Genomic DNA, 24,327 nt, shown 5'->3' with positions numbered 1-24,327 from the left:
TCACTCGACAGGAACTCTCTGAGGGCGGCGGTCGCGCGCGGCGGTCGTGGTCTCGGCCTTCTGCTCTTCCTTCTCGACGACAGCCAGGAGCCCGCGCAGCAGCTCGGCTTCGCTCCGCAGGATGTGCTTGCGCATGATCTGCGCGCTTTCCTCGCGGCCGGCGATCAGCGGTGCCAGGAACTGGCCGATGGCCACCTGGGCCGCCTGGAGCAGGGGACCCAGATCGATCGGCTGGAAATTGAGGCCCGCATTCGCGTGCCTGTCGTCGTCCCTGTGCGGACCGCTGCTCATCACTCGCCTCCCTTACTCGAAACCGGGGCAATCTTGACGCTGCTTGCGCCTTCGTCGGAGCCGGACGTGGCCTGGCGTATGCGCTCGGACAGCGGCAATCCGCCCGAGCCGGCGCGCGACGCCAGGGGCGAGGCCGGGCGCGTGCGCTCCGGCGCGGCCTCGGCCTTTGCCGGTGCCGTGCCGGACAGCTTGCCGATCATGTTCTCCAGAATAGCCAGCTGGCCCTTGTAGAGCTCGGCCTGGGCCTTCAGCACATGTTCCACCAGCGTGGTCATGGCGGAATTATGTGTGGCGGCAGCGTCCTTGATGCCGCTGCCGAGCTTTTCGGACTGATGCTTCAGTCCCTGGACCAGCGGATGATCTTCCAGCTTGCCTGTCATCACACGTGGTCCTTTCTGAACCGGATCTCGAGCCAGTCGCCATTCATCTTCGCGCCTGCCGTCGCCATGGATACAAGAGCCCGTGGCAGCAGGATGACACGCTTGAACGTTCCGATCCGGACGAAGAGATCCTCGTTGCTGCGGGAAATCTCGATCTCGTCCTTGGGCGCGAATCTCAGGCGTATCGACAAGAGGTGCTCGTCTTCCGACACTTTCGTGAAGGTGAACGGTGCACCGGATGTGTTGACGGCGGCAGGGTCGCTGTCACCGAACAGATGATCGGCGAATTCCTCCAGGCGCTCAAGCCCCACGACCTCACTTTGCTGGAAGGGAACGGTCGAAATCGGCACGGGATCGAAGAAGCTGTGGACTGTCTCCAGCATCTGAGCCTGGCTTTCCACCCAGCGGGCGAAATAGGCGTCGTCCTTGGGCAGCATGCGGTTGACCACCACGCCATCGACCGTGATGCCGTAGAGGTTGAAATACATGAAGGCGCGCTGGGTCTCGCGCACCACCATGCGATCGGCAACCGTGACCAGCCGCAGCGACGTGATGGTGGGATCGTGGAGCATGGCCTCCACGCCATCCAGCCGCTCGAACAGCTTCTGGAGCGCGGCGAAATAGCCGTCCTCGGGCAGCATCATGGACTCGCCGCCGAACCGCTTGGCGAGCGGGCGGAGAACGCTGGCGACGCGCCGGTCGAGCTTCAGGCGCTTGCGGACATACCAGTCGATGGAGCCGATGATCGAGACGAAGCGCAGCGACTCGCTGGTGGGTGGGCAATCGACCACGATCGTGTCGTAGATGCCCTCGCGGGCATATTGGTTGATGTGGAGGAGGGCGATGATGTCCTCCATGCCCGGCATGACCGCCGCTTCTTCCGCCACGATCCCGTCGAGCCCGCCGCCGACCAGCAGGTAGGCAATGTAGCGATAGACCTCGCCCCAGTTGCGCTGGAGCTCCTCCTGGACGTCGATCTCCTGGAAATCGAGATTGTCGTTGATCCGGACCGGGCGGCCCTTGGCGGTGCTGAACAGCTCCTCCGAGATGTTGAAGCTGTCGGACAGGCTGTGGGCGAGATCGAACGACATGACGATCGTCTTCTGCCCGCGATTGGCGAGCGCGACCGCTGTCGAGGCGGCGACCGTCGTCTTGCCGACGCCGCCCTTGCCCGAGACCATGATGATGCGCGGCTTCTTGCTGCGCTCGGTCGGCTGGTTCATGCGAAGGCCCGTCCAATGGCTGCCTGACCGCGCAGGGCGGCCAATGTCTCTGCGATGCTGCAAATGATCGCGTCGGTCGCGGTGCTGAGGAAGAAGTGATTGCCGTCGAACATGCGGCTGCGAAGAGGGCGGGTTGTCATGTGCTGCCAGCTTTCCAGTTCAGCCTGTCCGGCAATGGGGTCGGACCTGCCGCCGAGAGCAAGGACCGGACACGAGAGAGGGTCACGGGCGCCCCAGGCATAGGTCTCGCACAGCCGGAAATCGGCCCGCAGCGCCGGCAGGACCAGTTCCAGCAGTTCGGGCTCGTCGAGCAATTGCCGGGGCAGGCCGCCGAGCTCGGTCACGGCGGCGAGGAAGGCCTTGTCATCGAGGGCGCTGATCTGCCGGAAGGTACGCGGCAGGATCGGCGCGCCATGGCCGGAGACGACCAGCAGATCGGGCGGCGGTGCGCCGAGATCGGCGAGCGCTGCCGCCAGTTCATAGGCCATGACGGCCCCCATGCTGTGGCCGAACAGGATATAGGGCCGGTCGAGCCAGGGCTGGATGGCGGTGGCGAGGGCGGCGATCATCGCCGGCATGGCGTCGATCGGGGTTTCGAACAGCCGGCGTTCGCGACCGGGCAGATGGACCGGCGTGAGCGCCATGGAGGGCGGCAGCTTCGCTCGCCAGCTGGCAAAGCTCGATGCGCTGCCACCCGCAAAGGGCAGGGTGAACAGCCGCAAGGGCTGAGCGGCGTCAGGCTCGCCGCCGATCCAGGCGCGGCTGGCGGGTGGGACCGGGCGAAGCGGCGATGAGGCTGCCATGGCGCTGGTCACGGATGCGCTCCGGCGTCGGCGGATTGCGCGGTGTTGCCCGAAGGTCCCTGCAGCCACTGCGTCTCATGGATCCAGGCGCAGATCTCGTCGGCGGCGGTCGCGACATCGACATGGTCGAGCGCATCGAGGATGGCCTTGCGGGTTCCGACCAGGTCGAATGGGTTCGGGTTGGCCTCGATATAGGGATCGATCCGCTTGAAGTTCTGCCCGAGCAGTTGCGCGCACTGATATTCGATGATCGCGCCGCCGCCGCGGATGGCAAGGCGCACCAGCAGCATCGGTTCCCTGGGCGACAGCATCCACTGGCCATAGCCCCAGTCGGCAATGCCATCGACAATCTCCGGCTTGACCGAGAGGGGCTTGCGACCGCAGCCGACCGACAGCACGTTGATCGACCCGATATCGAGCGGCTGGCCGAGCGACCGGCGCTGTTCCAACACTGCGGAAATCGCGCACATCGAGGGATTGTTGGCCACCAGGCCGCCGTCGAGATAGCCGATATCGCCGCCCTTGATGCCCGCGAAGATCGGGCTGACGACCGGGATATTGCTGGTGCGCAGCGCGACATCGACGACCCGCTCGTCGGGCGAATAGTCGGTGATGCCGGGAATGTTGTGGAACAGGCGCGGGCGCCATTGCCGGTCGCGCTCGCCGCCGTTTTCGTGATGCAGCTGGAAGGCGGGAACGATGACCTTGCGCTTGAGATCGCCGAGACGCGTGTCCTCGCCGAAATAGTCGACCAGGAACCGGATCATCGGCTCGCGCTGGTCCAGCGCCTTGGCGCCTAGCAGGCCGGCGATCAAACGGCCGGGATTGGTGGCGCGGGTCGATTCCAGGATGTGCTGCCAGAAGTCCTGGGCGTCGTCGATCGCCACGTCCAGATCGTCATGGGCGGCGAGGAACAGCGCGTTCAGTCCGCCGGCCGAGGTGCCCGCCAGGATGTCGGCATGGTCGAGGAAGTGGCCGCCCTCCTGGCCGATGCGATGGGATGCGCGACGCAACACTTCCGTGGTGATGTGACCGCTGATGCCGCCGTCCATGGAGAGGATGCGCTGTGTGGTCATGACATCCTCCGGTCCAGTTCGGAAAGCCCCTGTTCCAGGGCTTCCGCGAGGGCCTGGACCGACTTGCGGCCAAGCAGGGTGAGATGGGCAGCCCGCACCGTCTTCGAGATGACAGGGCCGGAGAGATAGGGCGTCAATGTTGCGGTCAGCGGATCGTTGGCGCTGGCCGCCCCATCGGCGCTTGCGCGGAGAATCAGCACGGGACCGCGATAAGCCTGCGGACGATAACCGAACCAGGCGCGGCTGAGGGCCGAAAAGCACGACCAGCGGCGCACCAGTTCGATTGAGGTGGCGGCAATGGCGCGCAGGCCGCCGGTTGCGCTCGCGCCGGTCAGGGCCGCCATGTCCTGGAGGTCCGCCCGCGAGCGCGGAAAGCTTCTGACGATTTCCCGGCCGAGGCCGAGAACCATCGCAACATAACCGCCGCCGCTGCTGCCGCGCCCGTCCGCCTGCCACGGCAGTCCCGCATCGATCATGATCAGCTGGACCTTGTCGCCGGCCTCCTCCATCTGCCGGGCCATCTCGAAGGCGATGGTCCCACCAAGCGACCAGCCGCCGATGCGGTAGGGGCCGCCCGGAGAGCGCGCCTTGATCGCCGCGGCATAGCGGGCCGCAAGGTCCGCAATCGTGTCGAAGGCCGCCGGTGCCTCCAGCCCGTAGACCGGCCGCTCCGCCGGAAGCGCCCGTGCCAATCCGGCATAGCAGAGCGATGTGCCGATGGCCGGATGGACCAGGAAGAGCGGCGGCGCGCTGCCGTGGGCCCGGAACCACAGGAGGTCGTCGGCTGCCTCGCCGCCATCGCCTCGCTGCAGCAGGGTGGTAATGCCGGCGACGTCAGGCGCTGCGAACAGGCCGGCCAGCGGCAGGTCGCGGCCGAATTCCGCCGAGAGGCGATTGCGCAATTGCAGCAGCAGCAGCGAATGGCCGCCGAGCGCGAAGAAATCGTCCGTGCGGCCGATGGCCGGCGCCGCGTTCCCTCCGAGGAGTTCGGCCATGATCGCCGCGATCCGCTGCTCGGTCTCGCCCTGAGGCAGTCCGCCGGCCAGCGTGGCAATCTGACCGGCATCCGGCGCCATGGCCCGAAGCGCGGCCGGATCGCGCTTGCCGCTCAGGTTGCGCGGCATGTGCGTGACCTGGCGGATCTGGTCCGGCATCATGGCGGCAGGCAGATGCGCCCTGAGATAGGCCCGGACATTGTCCGGCTCGATGACGGCCCTGGCGCGGGCCATCACATAGGCGACGAGCTGGTCGCCCTCCAGCATGACCGCGGCTTCGGCGATGGTGGCGTGGCGCTCGAGCAGGGTCTCGATTTCGGCCGGCTCGATGCGGTGCCCGCGGCGCTTCAGCTGCCGGTCCGTGCGCCCGAGATAGACGATGCGTCCGTCGGGCAGACGCCGTCCGCGATCGCCGGTTCGGTAAATCCTGTTGCCCGTCGGATCGGTCTGGAACCGTTCGGCCGTCAGATCCGTCAGGCCGACATAACCGCGCGCCAGCCCCACGCCGCCAATGGCGATCTCGCCGGCAATGCCCGAGGGCAGCGGCGCCCCGCTATCGTCCACGCTGGTGACGCTGGTGCCGCGGATCGGCCGGCCGATCGGCGGACGGGCCGCGCCGTCCGTCACGCGCTCCACCGTGCTCCAGACGGTGGCCTCCGTTGGGCCATAGGCGTTGAACAGCCGGACGGTGCTGGCCCAGTCGTCGAGCCCGGCGGGGCAGGCTTCGCCTGCGACGACCACCGTTTGAAGGCTCGGATGTTCCTGCGGCCGCAGAAGCGTCAGCATCGAGGGCGGCAGCGTCACATGGGTGATCGCGCCGGCGCGGATGCGCTCGGAGGCTTGGAGACGGTCGGTCAGGCCGCCGGTCTCCGGCAGAACCAGAGCGCCGCCATTGGCGAAGGCCATGGCCAGCTCAAAGATGAAGGCATCGAAGCCGGGCGAGGCGAATTGCAGGACGCGCGCGCCGGTCGGCCCGATCAGCTCGTCCTGCTGGGCATCGCAGAGATTGGCGAGCCCGCCATGCTCGATCATGACGCCCTTGGGGCGGCCGCTGGTGCCCGAAGTGAAGATGACATAGGCGAGATCAGTGCTGGCCGGCGATGCCGGCGAGGTCGCGGCCTTGCCCTCATGCGCGCCAAGCAAGCTTTCGAGATCGACGATGGCCTGGCCGATATCGGCGGGCAGCGGATGATCGCCGACCGACAGGATCAGTGCCGGCCGGGCATCGTCCACCATGGCGCGGAGGCGCGCCTCTGGCAGGTCCGGGACCAGCGGCAGGAAGGCCCGGCCAGCCCGCCACAATGCCAGGACGGCGGTGATCTGCTCGAGTGATGGTCCCCCGAGAACCGCGACGATGGCCCCGGGGGGCGTTGCGCTCGCAAGCGCGCCGGCCATGGCCTCGACGCGGCGTGCGAGCTCGCCATAGGTGATCCGGGTCTGGCCGTGCTCGAGGGCCGTCGCATGGGGTGTCTCGGCCGCCCATGTGGCGAAGCGATCCGGCAGGCTGCGATAGGGCCTGGATTCCGGACCAGCGGACGACGCGGCGAGCTCGGCTGCCTCCCTGGGCCCGATCATGGCCAGGGTGCCGACAGGCGCCTGCGGGCGCATCACGGCATTGGCTAGCAACAGGGTGAACCGCGCGGCGAGCCGCTCCATGCCGGCGCGCTCGAACAAGGCGCTCGCATAGGTCAGCGCACCCTGCCAGCCGCCGCGGCCATCGGGATAGAGATGCAGCTCGATGTCGAAGCGGGTCGCCTTGTAATCGGCCGACATGATGCTGGCTTCGGCATCGCCAAACCTTGCCCTGGCGGGCAGGTCGGGCTGGACGGCGAGCGCGACCTGCACCAGCGGATTGCGCGACGGGTCACGGGCCGGATTGACAGTTTCGACCAGGCGATCGAACGGCGTTTCCGAGTGATCGAGGGCGGCCATGGCGGTGCGATGCACGGCGGTCACAAGGTCGGCAAAGCTCCGTCCCGGCTCGACGGTCTGGCGCATCACCAGCGTGTTGACGAAGAAGCCGATCAGCGGTTCGGTTTCGCGGCGCGTGCGGTTGGCCGCAGCCGAGCCGACCGCGAGGTCGGCCTGGCCGGTATAGGTCCGCAAGAGCGCAAAGAAGGCAGCTAGGAACACCACGAAGGACGATGTGCCGTGCTGGCGCGCCAGGGCTTCGACGAGGCGCCCCTGCATCGGCGCGATCGCCAGCGTGACCGCTTCGCCCTCGTGGCTCTGCTGGGGCGGCCTTGGACGATCGGCCGCGATCTCGGTTAGCGGAAGGTCGGCCAGCGCCTTCCGCCACCAGTCAAGCGCCGCCTGGCCCGCCTCTGGCGGCAGACCGGCCTCGTGGTGGGCGAGATCGGCATAGTGGATCTGGAGCGGCGCCGGGTCCTCACTGCGATAGAGCGCGTCGAGATCGGCGAGCAGCACGCCGGTGCTCCAGCCATCGGTGACGATATGGTGGATGTTGATCAGAAGCGCGTGGTCATCGGGGCCAAGCCGCACCAACTCGGCCGCGATCAGCGGCGCATGGGCGAGATCGAAGCGGATCTGGGCATGACGGACCAGACATTCGCCGAGCCGGGCCGTGCGCTCTGCCTCTGGCAGATCACTCAGATCGGTCCGAGAGAGGTCGAAGGCGATGGCCGGCTCGACGATCTGGATCGGCTCGGGCCCCTGGTCGCTGAACCGGGTGCGGAGCACGGCGTGGCGGGCGATCAATCGGCGAAAGGCCGTCTCCAGCTGGTCTGAATCGACCGCGCCGGTGAGGCGCAGCGGCAGCGGCGAATTATAGGCGAAATGGCCAGGCGACAGGCGATCGAGGAACCACAGCCGGCGCTGGGCCGTGGTCAGCGGCGCGCTACCGCCGGCATCGCTCATGACACGCCGGATCGAGGCCTCGCCCGCCGGCCGGCTGGTGGATTGCATGGCGACAAGCCGCCCGGCGAGCATGGCCTGTTGCTCGCCGGACAGGGGTCTTGGCCGATGGTCTGTGGCGGACCGGGTCATTGGGCGGCCACCTGGCTGGTCTCGCCGCCAAGTGTGCCGAGGCCGTCGAGCAGGCTGTCCGGCTGCCTGTCGCCGCCGGCCTCCAGGGCCTGAAGGATCAGCTCGGCAAGGCCGGCAATGGTCGGGGCGGCGAAGAAACTCTTCAGCGGCAGCCTGACCCCGAACATGTCGGAAACGCGGGCGAGGAGCTGGATGACCCTCAGCGAATGGCCGCCAAGCTCGAAGAAATTGTCGTCGATGCCGATCCCGTCGATGCCGAGAAGCGTGCCCCATAGACCGCAAAGCGCGGCCTCCGCCTCGCCGGTCGGCGCCCGGTAGGCGGTACGCGATGAGCGGGGCCGCTCGCTGCCGGCGGCTTTGGGTGCCTCGGCCTCGCCGTCGATCCAGATGCGCCGGCGCGCCTCCAAATCACCACGGGTGACCACAAACTGTTCGGCCTCGCCTGCGAGCACGATGCGCATGAAGGCATCGAGGCTCTCGGCCGGCCGCATGGCAAAGGAATCCATGCTCGTGCCGGCGCCTGCCGCCAGGTCGTCATCGTCGAGCAGCCAGCGGTCCCAGTTGGTGCTGATCCAGTCGGTCGCGCCGGTCCGGCTGCGATCGGCTGCCGCGAGGTCGAGCACGTGGTTGGCGGCGGAATAGGCGGCAAAGCCCAGCCCGCCGAGGATGGAGGCATTGGAGGACAGCATCACCACGAAGGCCGGCGGTGCGCGGCAGGCGGCGATCGCGGCATCCAGTCCGGCAAGACCGCCGAGTTTCGGCGCCAGCTGCTCGGCAGCAAGGTCCGGCGAGAGCTGCAGGATCGGGCTGATCAGGGCCGAGCCGCGCGTGACAGCAGCTGCGTGGATGATGCCCCGGACGGGACCGAGTTGGCGTTCGATCGCGGCGAAGGCCTCAGCCATGACGCTGGGATCGGCGACATCGGCGCCGAAGAGGGTGACATCAGCCCCGCTGGCCCTCAGCGATCGAAGCGCGGCGATCCGGGAGGCTGTCCGCGGGTCGATCCCGGCATCCACCAGGCTCCAGTCCGCTTCCTCGGGGAAACCGGGGCGGGCGATCAGCGCGACCTTCGCGCTGTAGCGCGCTGTCAGGTGCCGGGCGAGCAGCAGGCCGACGCGGCCGAGCCCGCCGGTGATCACGATCACATCGCCTGGCTGGATCGTGCGGCGGGCTGGCGCGCCCGACGCAAGCCGCACCGGCTCGAAGGCGCGGAGCATGCGCTGGCGTCCGCGCAGGGCGACGACTGGCTGGGGATCGGCCGCAAGCGCCTCGCGCACGAGGCTCTGCGCTGCGGTTTCGGGGGTGATCTCGCAGCCCATGTCGATGACGCTGACCGACAGGCCAGGGACTTCCTGCGGCATGACCTGCGCCGCCCCCAGCAAAGTCGCCCGCGCGGCGAAGACTGCATCCGTGGCGGCGGCCAGCTGCGCGTGCCGCGTCCCGACGACGACCCGCGCCGGCAGGTCGATCCGCGCGGCGGCACAGGCCTGGACCAGCGCGACGAGCGTGTGGAAACCGCGCGCGACCTCGTCGCTCGCCTCATCGCCCGCCGACCAGAGATGGACCGCGAGCGCCGGTGTTACGCCTGAAGCCGTCAGCACCATGGCGAGGTCATCGGCCGAGCCCGGACGCATCTGGAACGAGATCTCGCTGTCGAGCGCGAGTTCGTCACCAGCGCGCAGTGTCACGACCGGGCCATAGCCGGCCGCCGTGAGCGCGCTCATCACGGCGTCGCCAAGCGGCCCCTCGTCGGTGAAGACCAGCGCAGCGCCGGAACCCGGCTCGCTGCGGGGCGCGGGCGGCAGCGCCCTCGTCCAGGAGGGAATGTGGAACCAGTCGTCGATCGGCTTGTCGGCAGGTGCGACGGCGCGGCGCCGATCCGCGGCCGGTGGGTCGATCCACAGGCGGTTGCGTTCGAAGGGATAGGTCGGCAGCGGCTGGCGGACGCCGTCGGGGATGCCGGGCGTCGCGCTCATCTCGACCGGCACACCGGCAAGCCAGGCCTGGCCAATGGCGGTGAGCAGAACCGCGTGGTCGTCGGCGGCGATCTGCTCCTTGCGCAGCGAGGCGACCCGGCTGTGACCGGGCCGATAGGCTGGATGCTGTTCGGCCAGCGCGCCGCAGACGTCGCCGGGGCCGCATTCGATCAGGACGAGGTCCGGTTCCTCAAGCAGGCGGGCCAATGCGAGGTCGAACCGCACGGTGTGGCGTAGATGGGCCGCCCAGTAGTCGGCGTCTGTGGCCTCCAGCCAGTCGCCGGTCAGGCTCGACAGGACCGGAAGGGTGGGCTTGCGCGGTGACATACCGTCGAAGGCGGCGCGGAATTCGCCAAGGATCTGATCGACGCCCCGCGCATGTGCGCCGATGGCGATGGCGAGCCGCATGGACCGGTGACCGGCCCGGTCGAGCGCTTCTTCGAGAGCCTGGATCGCGGTTTCCGGGCCGGATGCCGTGCAGAGGCCGGGTCCATTGATGGCGGCAATGTCGATACTGGGGTCGGCCAGCGCCAGGGTAATCTCGGCGGAGGTCATCACCGACAGCATGGCGCCGCCCGCGCTGCGCTCCTGCAGCGACGACCGCCTGGCCACCAGCCGCGCGGCTTCCGCCGGGGTGAAGATGCCCGCGACGGTTGCCGCCGCATATTCGCCGAGGCTGTGGCCGAGCATCATGTTCGGCATGACGCCGCGCGCCTGCCACAGCCGCGCCAGGGCGTAGGAGATGGCGAAGATCGCCGGCAGAGCGGTCGCCACGCCGGATGGTGCCATGGCCTCGCCCCTGATCTCGGGCCAGATGTCGACGCCCTCAGCCGCGAGATGGCTGGCCATCGCGGTCAGCGCCTCTTTGAATGCGGGCTCCCGGTCGATCAGGCCCAGCGCCATCCGCGGATAGTTCACCCCGCCGCCGGGAAACAGGAACGCCACTTTCGGCCGGCTGGCCGGCGCGCCGCCTGCCATGAACCGCCCTTGCGCGGGTTCGCTCCGCAGGGCGCTCGCGGCCTCCTCGGCGGTCCGCGCGACGACGATGGCCCGGTGTTCGCGATGCCGGCGACCGGTCTGCAGGGTGAAGGCTGCGTCGGCGAGCGACAGTCCACCGGCGGCCAGCGCCGTGGCGGTCGCGGAGCACAGGCGGTCGCGCGCCGCCTCGCTGCGGGCCGATATCGGCATGAGGCGCCACCGGTCGTCGCTTGCCTCAGGCCGCGGCTGATCCAGGCTTTCGACGATCACATGGGCATTGGTGCCGCCGATGCCGAAGGCGCTGATTCCGGCCCGCCGGACGGGTTCGTCCCAGGGCGTGGCCGTCGTCGCCAGATAGAAGGGGGTGGCGGCGAAATCGATCGCCGGGTTGGGCGCGGTGACGTTGATGGTCGGCGGAACCACGGCGTCGCGCACCGCGCAGACCGCCTTGATCAGGCCGGCGACGCCGGCGGCAGCATCAAGATGGCCGACATTGCCCTTCAGGCTGCCGAGTGCGCAAAAGCCCATGCGCCCCGTGGTCTCGCGGAAGGCCTGGGTCAGCGCGCTGACCTCGATCGGGTCGCCAAGCCGCGTTCCGGTGCCATGGGCCTCGATCAGGCCGATCTGATCCGCCGTCACGCCTGCCACCTGCTGGGCCAGCAGGATCGCCTGCGCCTGGCCCTCGACGCTCGGCGCGGTGAAGCTCATCTTGCGGGCGCCGTCGTTGTTGATCGCGCTGCCGCGGATCACCGCGTGCACCTTGTCGCCGTCGGCAAGCGCTTCCGAGAGGCGCTTCAGCACCACGACGGCGGCGGCATTGCCCGGCACGATGCCGTCGCCAGCGGCATCGAAGGGCCGGCAATGGCCGTCGCTCGCCAGAACCGATCCCTCTTGGTGGAGATAGCCGCCGGCGAGCGGCAGCGCGACGGTGACGCCGCCGGCCAGCGCCATGTCGCATTCGAACGAGAGGAGCGACCGGCAGGCGAGGTGAATGGCCACCAGGGAGGTCGAGCATCCCGTCTGGACATCGACGGCGGGTCCGTGAAGATCGAGCTTGAAGGCGACCCGGGTGGCCAGGAAGTCCTTCTCGTTGCCGATGAAGATCTGGTCGTCGCCGTCGGCTGCGGCGGGATTGTCGGCGAGATTGCCGAGCCAGTAGCTGGCGCGCGCGGCGCCGACGAAGACCCCGGTCCAGCCCTCGCCCTGGCCGTTGCCATAGCCCGCACTTTCGAGAGCCGCATGGCTCGTCTCGAGCATCAGGCGGTGCTGCGGGTCCATCAGCATGGCCTCGCGCGGGCTGTAGCCGAAGGCCTCGTGGTCGAAGCAGTCGGCGCCGTCCAGCACGCCCCTGGCCGGCACATAGTCCGGCCGCTCCGCCATCGCACGGGGCACGCCTGCTGCCTCCAGTTCGGCGATGGTGAAACGGCTGACCGCCTCATGGCCGGCCTGGAGATTGCGCCAGAAGCTCTCGACGTCGCCGGCTCCGGGAAAACGGCCGGCCATGCCGATCACGGCGACGGCTTCGATCGGGTCTGTGCCGGATGTTGTCATGACGACGACCCGCCCCGCATGCGCTGTGCCCGCCCCATGATGGTGGCGGCCGCCCTCACGCCAGCGGGCGCCGCCCGCAGGGACGCGACATGGCGGGCCAGCGCCTCGATGGTCGGAAACTGGAACAGGTCGGACAGGCTGGGCGCCGGATCGACCGCCTGGCGCAGGCGCTCGCAGACCTCGACGATCAGCAGCGAATTGCCGCCGAGATCGAAGAAGGTCGTTTCACAATCGACGCTCGCCTGTTGCAGCACCTTGCACCAGATGGTGGCGATCAGGCGCTCGGTCTCGCTCTGCGGCAGGCGGCGATGCGCTGTTGCCTGGACAAGCGGCTGGCTCCTGGCGCTGAGCGCGGCGGCATCGACCTTGCCGTTGGCCGAGAGCGGAATGGCGTCGACGGCGGCAAAGCGCGCCGGGATCATGTAGTCCGGCAGTTGCGGCCTCAGCCAGTCGCGCAGCGCCGACGCGGTCGGCATGGTGCCCTTGGGTACGATGAAGGCAGACAGGCCGGTGGCTTCGGCAATGACCGCGCAGGCTGCCACCTGGGGGTGGCTGGCCAGCAGGATCTCGATCTCGGCCGGCTCGACGCGATAGCCGCGTATCTTGACCTGGCTGTCGGTGCGGCCAAGCAGATGCAGCAGGCCCGCATGGTCGAATGTCGCGAGATCGCCGGTCCGGTAAAGCCGGGCCTCGGGCTCATCCGAGAACGGGTCGGGCCTGAACCGCTCCGCCGTCTCGGCGGCCAGGCCGGCATAGCCGTCGGCCACCTGCGCGCCGCCGATATGCAGTTCGCCGGCCACGCCGAACGGCACCGGCTGGCCCTTGGCATCGAGGACATGGAGGCGATTGCCGGCGACCGGGCGGCCGGCGGCTGGCAGATCGGGCCAACCCATCGGATCGCCGTCGAGCACCATCTCGCTGACCACATGGGCCTCGGCCGGGCCATATTGATTGATCAGCCGGAGGCCCCGGTGCCGGGCAAAAACCTGGCGCGCCTGCGCCGTCAGCCGCGGCTGTTCGCCGGCGGTGATGATCTCCCCAAGCGAGGCCAGCACCCGCTGCGAGCCGTCCAGGCCACCGACCAGCAGATTGACCAGGGCATAGGGCAGGAACGCCCGCTCGACGCCCTCGCGATCGATCAGATCGGCGAGGCGATGCGGATCGAGCCGGTCGTCGTCGGTCGCGGTCACCAGCGTGCCGCCGGTGATCAGCGTGAACAGCACCTCCTGGATGGCGACATCGAAGCCGACAGCCGAGGCCTGCAGCGTCCGCTTCGGCTCGGGATGGGTCCGGACCTGCGCCGCCATCAGATTGGCAAAACCGCGTCTGGACATGACGACGCCCTTCGGCGTGCCGGTCGAGCCGGAGGTGAAGACGATGTAGAGCGGCGCGGTTTCGGGCGGCTCTGCTTCCGCTATCGCGCCATCGGCACCGCCGAGGAGAGCCTCGACCGTCGCACCGGGCACAGGCTGGGCGGCCGCCACATCCGCATGGCGGGCTTCGTGCAGCACGAAGCGCGCACCGGCGAGCCGAAGCTGCTGGGCAATGCGCGCTGCTGGCTGGCGCGGATCGATGGGCGCGAAAGTCAGGCCGCCAAGGCTCGCGGCCAGCATGGCTGTGACGAGATCGCGGCCGCGCGGCATGAGCAGGGCGACAACGGCTCCCGGTCCGACGCCGCTCAGTTTCAGCGCCGCCGCGAGGCGCTCGGCGCGCTCGAACAGGGCCGCATAGGTCACGGCCTCGCCCTTGGCTTCGACATGGGCCGGCTGGCTGGCAAAGGCCGCGCGGGCCTGTCGCAGCAGGTCGGGAACGGATGCCGGGGCGATGTCCGGCCCTTGTCCGGCGGCGAGAACCCGGCGGAGGGCCTGGTCCGAGAGCAGCGGCAGGTCGGCGAGCGCGCCGTTGGGCGCGGCCAGGGCTGCCGCCAGCAGGGTTGCCACCATGTCGGCCATGCCAGCGACCGTTGCAGGCTCGAACAGGTCGCTGTTGTAGAAGATCGAACCGGTCAGTCCGGCCTCGGTGTCGCGCGCGCCGGTCCAGGTCTGCCGGCCATCCCAGAGATGCAGTTCGAGGTCGAAGCGTGTGGCCGCGAGCGTGTAGGGGAAGGGCGTGATGGCCAGGCTGTCGAGCTGCAGCGGCTGCATGGGCGCGTTCTGGAGGGCGAACAGCACCTGCACCAGCGGATTGCGGCTGGTGTCGCGCGGCACATTGAGATCCTCGACCAGCTTCTCGAAGGGCAGATCCTGGTGCTGCTGCGCGGCCCGCGAGGCCGCCGTCACAATGTCGACCACGGCCGCGAAACTGCCAGCGCGGCTCGTGTCGATGCGCATGGGCAAGGTGTTGACGAAAAAGCCGATCTGGTCCTCGACATCGAGCCTGCCGCGATTGGCCACCGGCGTGCCGATGGCAAAGTCGGATTGCGCCGAGAGCCGGCCGAGAACGACGTGGAACGCGGCGAGCAGCACGCAATAGAGCGTCGTGCCCTGGGCCCGGGCAAAGGCTGTCGCGGCGGCCACCAGCGGCGCGGACAGGCTGATGTCCAGGCTATCACCGCGCTGCCGGGCAAGCGCCGGCCTTGGCCGGTCGACAGGCAGGTCGAGCGCCGGGAGGCCTGCCAGCGTGTTGGTCCAGAAAGTCAGGAGCCGGCTCAGTTTATCGCCGGCCAGATCAGCCTTCTGCCAGGCCGAGAAGCGGATGTAGTCGCTGGCAAGCGGTCCGAACGGTGAGGGTGATCCAGACAGGCGGGCGCGGTAGGCGGCGGCGAGATCGCGGTTGAACAGGCCGAGCGACCAGCCATCGGCAGAGATATGGTGGATGACCACCACGAGGACATGGCACTCGGCGTCGAGCCGCAGCAGGCTTGCGCGGAACACCGGACCGGTCGAGAGGTCGAAGGGCAGGGCGACCTCGGCATCGACCAGATGCCGGGCCGCCCCCTTGCGGTCGTCCAGGGTCGCGCCGGCCACATCGGTGACGGGCAGGCGAATATCGCTCACCGGCCTGACGGTCTGGCGGGGACGGCCGGCCTCCTCGGTGAAGGTCGTGCGCAAGGTGGCATGGCGCTGCACGACATCGCCGAGCGCTGCGGCGAGCGCGGCGACATCGAGTGCGCCTTCCAGCAGGAAGGCGCCGGGAATGTTGTAGGCCGGGCTGAGAGGGTGCAGGCGGTCGAGAAACCAGAGGCGCTGCTGCGCAAAGGACAGCGGATAGCTCTGCTCCTGATCGGACCGGCGGCTCAGCAAGCGGGCGAGCAATTGGCGGCGCTCGTCGGGCGAAAGCGCGCCGAGATCGGCCTGGGCGAGAGGTTGGCTCACGGGCTCGCCCCCTCGGCCAGCAGCCGCTCCAGCAGCCGGTTGACCTCCTCGCCGGACATGACCTCGACCGAGCGGCGCGCCTCGTCGCTGACCGGCGCATCGAGCGCCGGGGCGAGCGCCCCGGTGTCGCGTGTCATGCCGGCGACGGCTTCGGCGAGCTTGCGCGGCGTGGTGTTGTCGAAGAACAGCGCCGCCGTGACCGGCAAGGCCAGGCGCTGGCGCAACCGCGAGATCACCTGGATCGCCTGCAGGGAATCGCCGCCGCGGTCGAAGAAGTCGTCGTCCTCGGCGAGGTCGGCATGGCCGAGCACCTCGGAGAAGATGGCCGCGAGTGCGGCCGCGCCGCCGGCCTGGGTTTGCGCGGCGGCAGCCGGCAGCGATGCCTGGCTCCGGGCGCCCGTCCAGGCGGTCAGCCGCTGCTCGAGGTTGCCGCCGCAGACAAGGGCATGGCCGGATATCCCGGCCGCGAGCAGGTGCTCCATCGCATCGACGGCGTCCCTGGTTGCGAGCGCATAGCGGGCCGCCGCGACATCCGCGCCCGCCGCCAGGCCTTCGGCCCAGGCGTCCCACGAGATCGCGGTCCAGCGTCGCGAACGCTCGGCATAGGTATCGAGCCAGGCATTGGCGGCGGCATAGGCGGCAAAGCCGAGGCCGCCCATCACGGAGGCGAGCGACGACATCAGCACCCGGACTGCGAGATCGCGGCCGCCGAGGACCTGTTCGAGCGCCTTCAGCCCTCCGACCTTGGCCGTCAGCATGGCGGAGGTCTCGGCCGGACCGGTGGCAGCCAGCGGCGTGAAGGCGCGCGTCTCCGCCGCCATGTGCAGGATGCCGTCGAGCGGGCCGAACCGGTCCTCGGCCGCAGCCACGATCGCGGCGAGCGCCGCGGCATCGGTGATGTCGCCAAGCGCGGCGAAAGCCTGGCCGCCCGCCGCCTCGATGGCCGAAAGGCCGGAAGCGGCATTCGCTGGCATCGAGCGGCCGATCAACGTCAGCTTCGCGCCGTGGCGCTCCGCCAATTCGCGGGCGACCGCCAGCCCCAGGCGGCCGAGCCCGCCCGTGACCAGATAATGGCCGCCTTGCCGGAACGCGCTGGGCGCACCGGTCTCCGGCAGCGGATGGAAGGCGCGGGCAAGCAGGCGGCCACCGCGCAGGGCGGCGACCGGCGGGCCCTCGGACAGGCAATGGGCGGCAATCAGCGCCGCCGGCGTGTCCGCATCGGCATCGATGACCCAGACCGCGACATTGGGCATTTCCTGGCCGAGAACCAGGCACGGCCCGAGCGCCAGGGCGGCCTCCGGATCTGGGTCGTCCCGGCTTTCCACGGCGAACAGGCTGCGGGCGGCGACAACCAGCGCCACAGGCGCGGTGACGCGCGCTACATCGAGCGCATGGGCGAGGGTGAGCAGCGTGTCGTAGCCGGCGCGGCCGGGACCTGGTTCCAGCCCGGCGAGGTGGATGATCCGCTGCGGCGGATCGGTGCCGAGCCGTTCCGCCAGGCCGGCGGCGGTGCTGTCCGCGGGCACGGCGGCGAGCCTGCCGCCTGCCTTGCCGACCGCTGATGCGATGGCATGGGCGACCGGCGTCCGCGCGTCCCCGAACAGCCAGGTGGTGCCCGCCAGGGGCGCGGGGCTTGCTCTGCCGCTGCGCTGCCACGTGGGCAGGAAGACCAAATCGCCGCGCGCCCCCGAGGCCTTGCTGACCGGTGCTGTCTCGTCCGGCAGGCCGTCGAGTGGCAAGTCCTGGACGCGATAGCGGGTGCGCTGGAACGGATAGAGCGGCAGAGGCACGCGTCGGATGGGCCGGCCGGCATTGACGCCCTGCCAGTCGATCTCGCAGCCTTGGACGAAGGCATCCGCCAGCGCCGCATAGGTCTCGCGTCCGTCGCTGGCCTGGCCCGGCTCGGGCGCCGGCATCATTGCGATGATCTCGGTCTCGGGCGTGCGCCTGGGATGGCGCCGGGCGAAGGTCGAGAGCGTGCGGCCAGGGCCGACTTCGAGCAGGATCTGCGGCCCCTCGGAGAGCACGCTGTGGAGCCCGTCCAGGAAGCGCACGGGACGGCGCGCCTGGTTCACCCAATAGGCCGGGTCGACGGCGTCGCGGTCGGAGAGAAGGCCGCCATGGAGGTTCGAGACGATCGGAATGCGCGGCGGCGACAGCGGCAGGCGGGCAATCGACGCGCGAAACCCTTCGAGAGCGGCATCGAGCCGGCGGGAATGGAAAGCGCGTTTGGCCGGCAGGCGGCGGGTCTGGACGCTGGCGGCGCGCCAGTCCGCTTCGGCGCGGGCGATGGCCTCGGTCGAGCCGGAGACGACGCACTGCCCTGGCGCATTGATCGCGGCGATCTCGAGATCGGGATCGAGCGGACCGAGCGCTGTCTCGGACAGAGCCACCGCCAGCATGGCGCCCTCGGGGCTCTGCTGCATGGCCTCAGCCCGCGCCACCACCAACGCGATGGCGGTCTCGAGCTCCATCACGCCTGCAAGGCAGGCCGCACTGATCTCGCCCACGCTGTGGCCGATCAGCCGGTCGGGCTTGATCCCCCAGCTCCCGAGCAGGCGTGCGAGCGCATATTGCGCCGCGAACAGGGCCGGCTGGGTCCAGCGGGTGTCGCCAAGGCGCGCCGCGCCATGGGCTCCGGTTGCGATCACGCTGCGGATGTCCGTGCCGGTCAGGCGCAGGATTTCGGCGGCGCAGCGGTCCATGGCCTCGCGATAGACCGGCTCCTGGGCCTGGAGCGCGGACCCCATGCCGATGAATTCGCTGCCCTGTCCCTGCAGCAGGAAGCAGATCGGGCGCGGGCCAGCGCCGATGCGGCCGGACAGCACCGTGCCGCGGCCGCGGCAACCGTCTATGGCCTCGTCCAGGGTGGCGGCGACCACGGCGCGCCGGCGGGGAAAATGGCGGCGACCCAGCTGCAGCGTCTGCGCCGCATCGGGAAGTGCCACCGCTCCGCTGGCTTCGGCCAGGGCATCGCCGAGGCGGGCGACCATCCGGTCGAGCGTCTGATCGTCATGGGCCGAGACCGGCAGGATCAGGGGGCGCGTGATGGGGCTTGCCGCGAGCGCAGGTGGTGCTTCCTGAAGCACCAGATGGGCATTGGTGCCGCCAATGCCGAAGGAACTGACGGCGGCATGGCGCGGCCGGTCCGAGGTCCAGGGGAGCAGGCCCGGCGCCACCGAGAAGCGCGAAATGTCCAGCCCCAGATTTGGATTGGCCGCCTGGAAATGCAGGGTTGGCGGGATCTCGCGGTGCTTCAGCGTCAGCGCCGCCTTGATCAGCCCGGCAATGCCGGCGGCGGCCTTGAGATGCCCGACATTGCCCTTGAGCGAACCGAGAATGGTCCGGGCGGCCGGAGCCGGTTCATCGCCAAAGGCGCGGCTCAGCGCCGCCACCTCGATCGGGTCGCCCATGACTGTGCCGGTGCCGTGCGCCTCGACATAGCCGATGGCGTCCGGTGCAACTCCGGCGATCCGGTGAGCGAGTGCGATGGCATCGGCCTGGCCGTCCAGGCTCGGCGCGGTGAAGCCCACCTTGCGCGCGCCATCATTGTTGATCGCGCTGCCCAGGATCACCGCATGGATCGTGTCGCCGGCCTCCAGTGCATCCTCGACGCGCTTCAGCGCGACGACACCGACGCCGTTGGAGGGCAGCGTGCCTGCGGCACCGGCATCGAAAGGCCGGCAGATTCCGTCGGGCGCCTCCACCGATCCATGGGCGAAGAGGTAGCCCTCGACATTCGGCGTGCTGACCGAGACGCCACCGGCCAGCGCCAGATCGCTCTCGAAGGTGAGCAGCGACTGGCAGGCGAGGTGGACGGCGACCAGCGACGTGGAACAGGCCGTCTGCAGCGTCAGGGCGGGTCCGCGCAGATCGAACTTGTAGGCGACGCGGGAGGCCAGGAAATCCGGGCTGTTGCCGAAGAAGACCGGGTTGGAGCGGGCGGCTTCCGCCACGTCTCGCTGGCGCGCCAGGAGGGCCGCCTGATGGCTCTGTTCGGCTTCGCCGGCATAGACGCCGATCCAGCCCGGAAAGGTCGCGGGGTCGTAGCCGGCATGTTCCAGCGCGTGCCAGCAGGTCTCCAGGAACAGGCGGTGCTGGGGGTCGAGATAGGCGGCCTCACGGGGCGGGATGCCGAAGAAGGCCGCGTCGAAGCAATCGCCATCGGCGATCATGCCCTTGGCGGGCACATAGTCGGGATGGTCGATAGTCGCGGCGGAATGGCCGGCGGCCAGAAGCTCGTCGCGGGAGAATCGGCTGATGCCGTCGCGGCCTTCGCGCAGCAGGCGCCAGAAGGCGTCGATGTCATCGGCGCCCGGAAAGCGCCCGGCCATGCCGACAATGGCGATGCCACCGGCCGGGGCTGTCTCTGTGCTCATGCCGCGACCGCCTGCCGCGCCGGCCGTCCGGCCGCAAGCGCTGCGGCGAAGGCGACCGCGGTGCTGGCGAACATGATGCCGAAGATCGCCACATGCGCCACCGCCTCGACCACGCCGGCGACGGCCGAGATGGCGGCGGCCAGCACGGTCATCAGGAAGGTGATGAGCGCGGTCGAGGCTGCGATCCTGTCTGTGATCCCGAGAAGCGCCGCCGGCTTGCCGAGCACGACGGCAATGCCGAGGCCGAAGGTGAACAGGCCGGCGCCGATCAGCACCAGGACCGGTGTCGGATCCCAGTCGCTGGCGAACCAGCCGAAGCCCGTGCCCGCAACCGCCAGGCCGCAGCCGAGCAGGATATTGTCCTCAAGCGACAGCCACTTCCGCTTCAAGAGGACCGGCACCGCCATGGCGCCGGCGATGAAGGGCAGGAAGGCCGCGAAGGCCCACAATCCATAGGCATGGACCGAGACCTTGAGGGTGTGGATGAACAGGAAGGGCGCGCCGGTGAAGAACACCGTCATCGCACCGGTGAGGCAGCCGATCATGATCGCGTAGAGCACCAGCCGCCGCTGGCCGAGCGCCGCGCGATAGCCGGACAGCGCGATTTCCATCGGCGAGGAGGCGCGGGCCGCCGCAAGCTGGGGGGCTGAGAGCGTCTCGGGCGAGATCCAGGAGAAGGGCAGGAGGGCCAGCGCGGCGACAGCCATGGCAAGGAACAGGCCGCGCCAGCCGAGGCCGCCGACCAGCGTCGTGCCTATCATCGGCGTCACGGCGGAGGCGAGCGCCAGTGCCATGCCGAGCCGCGTGAGGATGGTCATCGTGCGCTGCTGGGTCTGGCTGTCGCGGATCATGGCCTGGCCGATGGTCGGCAGGATGCCCGCGCCAAGTGACTGGAGGATGATGCCGGCAAAGAGCAGGGCCATGGTCGGTGCCAGACCGGAAACCGCGCAGCCGAGTGCAAGGAGCAGCACGCCTGCGATCAGGACCGGGCGGCGGCCGAGGCTGTCGGCGAGCGGCCCGACGACGATCTGCACGGCGGCATAGCCCGCGAGGAAGACGGTCATCAGAAGCTGCGCCGTGCCGGGCGCGATGGTGAAATGGCGGCTGATCTCGGGCAATGCCGGCGCGAACACGAAATTCGAGAGCTGCGACACGACGATCACCGCGCCGGCAATGCTGGGAATGAGGCGGACGTGCATGGTGGTCAAGGTGCGGCACCGTCGGGGAGGCTCAAGGACGCGCGGCACGCAGATACAGTTCGGCCAGAACCGATTCCGACTTTGTCCTGTGAGATTCCAATCAGACTTTGCCCGATGTGTCGATTGAAGACGGCCCTGTCATGGGACCAGTCCCCAGCCAAATGCTGCGCTGCGTCCGCCTGGCCGTCGCCGTCGGCCCCAGCCCTCATCCAGGCCGCACGAGCCCCTCACCCTTGCCCTCTCCCCGCGTGCGGGGAGAGGGTTCAGTCCCCGCTCCGATGCGAAAGCCCGCTGCAGCCCAGGGCTTGCCAGATCTGGTCGCGAGAGCGTTCAATGTCGTCCAAGGATCCCCCGCCTTGCCCAGGGCGCGAGAGGATCGTCTCCAGGGAGGCGTGCATGAAGCAGCTCAGCGGCATCGACGCGACCTTTCTCTACATGGAGACGCCCGAGACCCCCATGCATGTGGCGGGGCTGACGCTCTATGACCGTCCGAAGGGCATGACGGGGTCGTTTCACGACCATTTCACCGCCTTCCTGAAGACGCGCATCCATCTCATTCCGATCTTCTCCAAGAAGCTCGCCCGCACGCTCCTCGATCTCGACCATCCCGGCTGGGTCGATACCGCCGACGTCGATTTCGCCTATCACGTGCGCCAGGTGGTGCTGGATGGGCCGGGCTCGTTCGACCAGCTCGAGGCCAAGGTCGGCGAGCTGCATTCGGTCCTGCTCGACCGGTCCAAGCCGCTCTGGCAGTTCACCGTGATCGAAGGCCTCGCCGATGGGCGCCTCGCGCTCTATTCCAAGGTGCACCATGCCGCGGTCGATGGCGGAGCCGGCATGGTCATCACAAAGGCGCTTTATGATGTCACCGAGGTGCCACGGGTCGTCGAGCCGCCGGAGCCCAGGGCCCTGCCGCCGAAGCCGAGCCAGGCCGAGCGGGCGCTGACCGGATTGAACGATCTCGTCGGCAATCTGATGCGTCAGCATCTCAACATGCTGGCGGCCGGCGCTGAGCTGATCACCTCGGTCGCCGGAGCCCTGTCTCCGGCTGGTTCCGGGAAAGCTCCTGCTGCGGATGAGCCCAAGACGACGTCTGGCGGTGCTCAATTGCCGTCCTTCGTGCCGCCGAAGACGCCCTTCAACGTCACCATCACGGGCCAGCGCGCCTATGCCGCGCGGTCGCTGCCGCTGGCGGATGCCAAGCTCATCGCCAAGGCGACGGGCGCCAAGATCAACGACGTGGTGATGGGGATATGTTCGGGCGCGCTCCGTCGTTATCTCCTCGCCCGCAAGAAACTGCCGAAGACGCCGCTCATCGCCTTCGTGCCGATCTCGCTCCGGGAAGCCGGTAATACCGAGATCAACAATCAGGTCTTCGGCATGAACTGCCCGCTGGCGACCGATATTGCCGATCCGCTGGAACGGCTGGCCTCGATCCGCAGGACATCGAACACATCGAAGTCGATCGCCGGCACCGCCAAGAGTGCCGCGCCCAAGGACTTCACGATGATCGGCGCGCCTCTGCTGCTGCCGGGGCTAATGAAACTGTTCGGCAAGTCGGGGCTCGCCGACCTCGTGCCGATGGGTGTCAACGTGGTGATTTCCAACACGGCCGGACCGAATTTCCCCCTCTACTGCGCTGGTGCTAAAATATCGGCGCTCTATCCGGTGTCGATCCCGACCCATGGCGTGGGGCTGAACTTCACGGTCCAGAGCTATCTGGATCATCTCGATTTCGGGCTGACCGGCTGCGCCAAGGCCGTGCCCGATATGGGGCGGCTCGCCGATCATCTGGCCGAGGCGCTGGCCGAGTTGAAGACGGCGGTGGTGGCCAAAATGGCGGCCGCTGCGCCACACAAAAATGTGGAGGCCTCTCCGGCTCCAAGTCAAGAGCCGGCAAAGGACAGGGCTGCTACGGCCGCGGATGGCAAGGCCGCGCAGAAGCCGGTTGCGGCCAAGGCTGCCAAGCCCTCAGCCAAACCGAAGGCCGGAGCGGCCAAGGCCCGTGTGGCGACGGCACCGGCGGCCAAACCCGCCTCAGCCAAGGCGGCATCGGCCAAGGCGGCATCGGTCAAGACCCGTGCGCCGAAAGCCGCTGCGAGATGAGGCAAATGGCGCCGCGCCTGGAACATCCCCATCTGTTGAGGCGTTGCGCAGGCTTGTGAAGATCGGCCTTCGGTGTTCTCCTGTGTGCGCCAGCTCTTGATTCAGAGCTGCGCCAAGCCGGGACCCCCGAGGTTACCGGCACCAGACGAGAGGAAACAGCATGGCATCGGCATCGGCGACATTGCCGCCCCCTTCCAAGACCCTGCTGCTCCTCGAGGGCCGCGCGATCCCTGAACTCGCCGCCTTTGTCGCGGCCTATCCGCTGATGTCGACCGCACCGCGCGGCGACGGCCATCCGGTTCTGGTCCTGCCCGGCCTCATCACCTCGGACCGGTCGACCGGACCCTTGCGGACCTTCCTGTCGGGGCAGGGCTACGAGGCCTATGGCTGGGACCTTGGCCGCAATTACGGGCTTCTGCCGGGCTTCGAGCGGCGGATGGTCGATCGCGTCAAGGAACTGGCCGACAAGCATGGCCGCAAGGTGAGCCTCGTCGGCTGGAGCCTCGGCGGCATCTATGCGCGCCAGCTTGCCAAGGCGCTGCCGGATCTGGTGCGCTCGGTGATCACGCTTGGCAGTCCGTTCGCCGGCGACCCGCGGGCGACCAATGCCTGGCGCGTCTACGAGTTCACGTCCGGGCACAAGGTGGATGCCCGCGACAACCATATGGGCGGCGACATTGCCGCTACGCCCCCCATGCCGACGACGGCGATCTACAGCCGCACCGATGGCGTCTGCGCCTGGCAATGCTGCATGGAAGAGCCGGGCCCGCTTGCCGAGAACATCGAGGTCAAGGGCAGCCATTGCGGGCTGGGTCATAACCCGTCGGCCGTCTATGCGGTCGCCGACCGGCTGGCGCAGCCCGAGGGCTCGTTCACGCCGTTCGACCGCACCGGCTGGCGCAAGCTGGTCTATCCGGATCCCGCCAGGCCGGTGTGACGATCGGTTCGATACTGGCGGTCGTGACGAGCCGGCCTTCGACAGTTCGTCATGCCCGCCCTTGTGGCGAGCATCCACGACTTGCCTTCTGCACCGCCTTGGCACCCTCAAGA

Annotated in this window: 12 protein-coding genes; 2 read left to right on the top strand and 10 right to left on the bottom strand. The window is 68.9% G+C overall.

The window, feature by feature from the left end; all coding sequences use genetic code 11:
• Genes E8L99_RS00475 through E8L99_RS00430 form a run of 10 tightly spaced genes read right to left on the bottom strand, consistent with a single transcriptional unit; the run spans position 1 to position 21,171 of the window.
• Positions 1–291 (bottom strand): hypothetical protein, encoded by a 291-nt coding sequence (locus E8L99_RS00475; protein WP_137097713.1) that lies wholly within the window; start codon positions 289–291, stop codon positions 1–3.
• The gene (locus E8L99_RS00470; RefSeq protein ID WP_137097712.1) at positions 291–671 is read right to left on the bottom strand and encodes a hypothetical protein; all 381 of its coding nucleotides are present in this window, start codon (positions 669–671) and stop codon (positions 291–293) included. Before E8L99_RS00470 ends, E8L99_RS00475 begins: the two co-directional genes overlap by 1 nt.
• Positions 671–1,894 carry an ArsA family ATPase gene (locus E8L99_RS00465; RefSeq protein ID WP_137097711.1) on the bottom strand — a complete coding sequence of 408 codons (1,224 nt, stop codon included), beginning with the start codon at positions 1,892–1,894 and terminating at the stop codon, positions 671–673. Before E8L99_RS00465 ends, E8L99_RS00470 begins: the two co-directional genes overlap by 1 nt.
• Positions 1,891–2,709, bottom strand: coding sequence for a thioesterase II family protein (locus E8L99_RS00460; protein ID WP_252511211.1), 819 nt, complete (start codon positions 2,707–2,709; stop codon positions 1,891–1,893). Before E8L99_RS00460 ends, E8L99_RS00465 begins: the two co-directional genes overlap by 4 nt.
• Positions 2,706–3,773 carry a patatin-like phospholipase family protein gene (locus E8L99_RS00455; protein ID WP_137097710.1) on the bottom strand — a complete coding sequence of 356 codons (1,068 nt, stop codon included), beginning with the start codon at positions 3,771–3,773 and terminating at the stop codon, positions 2,706–2,708. Before E8L99_RS00455 ends, E8L99_RS00460 begins: the two co-directional genes overlap by 4 nt.
• Positions 3,770–7,774 (bottom strand): non-ribosomal peptide synthetase, encoded by a 4,005-nt coding sequence (locus tag E8L99_RS00450; protein ID WP_137097709.1) that lies wholly within the window; start codon positions 7,772–7,774, stop codon positions 3,770–3,772. Before E8L99_RS00450 ends, E8L99_RS00455 begins: the two co-directional genes overlap by 4 nt.
• Entirely contained in the window at positions 7,771–12,279 is a 4,509-nt protein-coding gene (locus E8L99_RS00445; protein ID WP_137097708.1) for a type I polyketide synthase, read from the bottom strand. The genes E8L99_RS00450 and E8L99_RS00445 overlap by 4 nt, the downstream gene beginning before the upstream one ends.
• Positions 12,276–15,593: a non-ribosomal peptide synthetase gene (locus E8L99_RS00440; protein ID WP_137097707.1), complete on the bottom strand. Its 3,318-nt coding sequence runs from the start codon at positions 15,591–15,593 to the stop codon at positions 12,276–12,278. Before E8L99_RS00440 ends, E8L99_RS00445 begins: the two co-directional genes overlap by 4 nt.
• Positions 15,590–19,972, bottom strand: a complete 4,383-nt coding sequence (locus E8L99_RS00435) for a type I polyketide synthase (protein ID WP_137097706.1) — start codon at positions 19,970–19,972, stop codon at positions 15,590–15,592. Before E8L99_RS00435 ends, E8L99_RS00440 begins: the two co-directional genes overlap by 4 nt.
• A complete protein-coding gene (locus tag E8L99_RS00430; protein ID WP_137101874.1) occupies positions 19,969–21,171 on the bottom strand; it encodes an MFS transporter in 1,203 nt (400 codons plus the stop codon). Before E8L99_RS00430 ends, E8L99_RS00435 begins: the two co-directional genes overlap by 4 nt.
• A gap of 396 nt (positions 21,172–21,567) precedes the next feature.
• Between E8L99_RS00430 and E8L99_RS00425 the strand changes: the two genes are divergently transcribed.
• On the top strand, positions 21,568–23,277 hold the full coding sequence (locus E8L99_RS00425; protein ID WP_168201511.1) for a WS/DGAT/MGAT family O-acyltransferase: 1,710 nt from the start codon (positions 21,568–21,570) through the stop codon (positions 23,275–23,277).
• Between the two features lie 160 nt (positions 23,278–23,437).
• Positions 23,438–24,214, top strand: coding sequence for an esterase/lipase family protein (locus tag E8L99_RS00420; protein ID WP_137097704.1), 777 nt, complete (start codon positions 23,438–23,440; stop codon positions 24,212–24,214).
• Positions 24,215–24,327 lie beyond the last annotated feature (113 nt).

Origin of the sequence: Phreatobacter aquaticus, from assembly GCF_005160265.1 — a bacterium.
GTDB lineage: Bacteria > Pseudomonadota > Alphaproteobacteria > Rhizobiales > Phreatobacteraceae > Phreatobacter > Phreatobacter aquaticus.
The sequence above is the reverse complement of the archived record's forward strand: the minus strand, read 5'-3'. Positions and strand labels throughout refer to the sequence as shown.

Bases quoted from the DNA above. Each gene is read 5' to 3' on its own strand.
- E8L99_RS00475 (WP_137097713.1), bottom strand. From the start codon at position 291: ATGAGCAGCGGTCCGCACAGGGACGACGACAGGCACGCGAATGCGGGC.
- E8L99_RS00470 (WP_137097712.1), bottom strand. From the start codon at position 671: ATGACAGGCAAGCTGGAAGATCATCCGCTGGTCCAGGGACTGAAGCAT.
- E8L99_RS00465 (WP_137097711.1), bottom strand. From the start codon at position 1,894: ATGAACCAGCCGACCGAGCGCAGCAAGAAGCCGCGCATCATCATGGTC.
- E8L99_RS00455 (WP_137097710.1), bottom strand. From the start codon at position 3,773: ATGACCACACAGCGCATCCTCTCCATGGACGGCGGCATCAGCGGTCAC.
- E8L99_RS00450 (WP_137097709.1), bottom strand. From the start codon at position 7,774: ATGACCCGGTCCGCCACAGACCATCGGCCAAGACCCCTGTCCGGCGAG.
- E8L99_RS00445 (WP_137097708.1), bottom strand. From the start codon at position 12,279: ATGACAACATCCGGCACAGACCCGATCGAAGCCGTCGCCGTGATCGGC.
- E8L99_RS00435 (WP_137097706.1), bottom strand. From the start codon at position 19,972: ATGAGCACAGAGACAGCCCCGGCCGGTGGCATCGCCATTGTCGGCATG.
- E8L99_RS00430 (WP_137101874.1), bottom strand. From the start codon at position 21,171: ATGCACGTCCGCCTCATTCCCAGCATTGCCGGCGCGGTGATCGTCGTG.
- E8L99_RS00425 (WP_168201511.1), top strand. From the start codon at position 21,568: ATGAAGCAGCTCAGCGGCATCGACGCGACCTTTCTCTACATGGAGACG.
- E8L99_RS00420 (WP_137097704.1), top strand. From the start codon at position 23,438: ATGGCATCGGCATCGGCGACATTGCCGCCCCCTTCCAAGACCCTGCTG.